Origin of the sequence: Neglectibacter sp. X4, from assembly GCF_009917365.1 — a bacterium.
GTDB lineage: Bacteria > Bacillota > Clostridia > Oscillospirales > Acutalibacteraceae > Acutalibacter.
Genome location: NZ_QWLE01000168.1, coordinates 1 through 1,099, shown reverse-complemented (window position 1 = coordinate 1,099; position 1,099 = coordinate 1). Strand labels below are relative to the sequence as shown.

The 1,099-nt window shown below is 38.5% G+C and carries 1 protein-coding gene; it reads left to right on the top strand.

What is annotated here, in order from left to right; all coding sequences use genetic code 11:
* Positions 1-239: 239 nt before the first annotated feature.
* Positions 240-1,099, top strand: an 860-nt coding sequence (locus D1841_RS17460; protein ID WP_166554325.1) for a DDE-type integrase/transposase/recombinase, incomplete at its 3' end; no start/stop codon positions are given.

Below are 1,099 nucleotides of genomic sequence, written 5' to 3'. Positions count from 1 at the left end.
AGCCAAGGTTAATGAAATAAATTTCTTCATCTTCATCCTCCGTATTATCAAATTTACAATGAATTTACTGCATAAATTTTACCACATTCTGTTTGTGTTATCAATACAATTTACAATAATATTTTGTCGTTATTGTAGGTTTACAATAGATGTGTTACAACTGAATAAAAAAATTGCGAGATCTCATTTTTGTGTTAAAGTTAAGTTACCACCCCAAACCATTACACAGGAGATCCCGCATGACAAGTATAACACAAGATATGAGATTTCGTCTATCCCTTTTAAATTACGCTGAAAAATATGGTGTTACCAAGGCTGCTATTAAATACAAGGTCAATCGTCAGTACATCTATCGTTGGCGTCGCCGTTTTGACGGCTCTATCCAGTCGCTTAGAGAACATTCTAGAAGACCTCATCATCATCCTAAACAGCATACTCCTGAGGAACTGAAGCTCATCAAAGACATGCGCCGTAGAAACCCTCATGCCGGACTTGTCGTACTTTGGGTAAAACTCTCTCAGCGTGGATATTCTCGCTCTATTACCGGTCTTTGGCGTGTTCTCAGAAGGCTTAAACTTACTCCAATCAAGCCTCCAAATCCAAAGTATATCCCAAAGCCTTATGAACAAATGGATTATCCAGGTCAAAGGGTTCAGGTGGATGTAAAGCATGTTCCTGCCGTCTGCTTAGTTGGTGAAGCTTCAGGTCAAAAATTCTATCAATACACTGCTATCGATGAATTTTCTAGATTTCGCTATGTGGAAGCATTTGACGAAATCTCCAGCTATTCTTCAACAGTATTTTTAGAACACATGCTGAAAGCTTTTCCTTTTGTTGTGGAATGTGTGCAGACAGACAATGGTCCAGAGTTCACTAAGCGATTTGTTAGCAAAAGAGCGAATGACCTTAGCCGGTTTGAGAAAAAGCTCAAAGAACTGGGTATTGCGCATAAGTTGATTAAACCTTTTACACCAAGACATAATGGAAAGGTAGAACGATCACATAGAAAAGATAACGAATATTTCTATGCAACCCACTCGTTCTACTCCTTTGCAGATTTTGCTGCTCAGCTAAAGGTTCATAACCGAAAGTACAACAA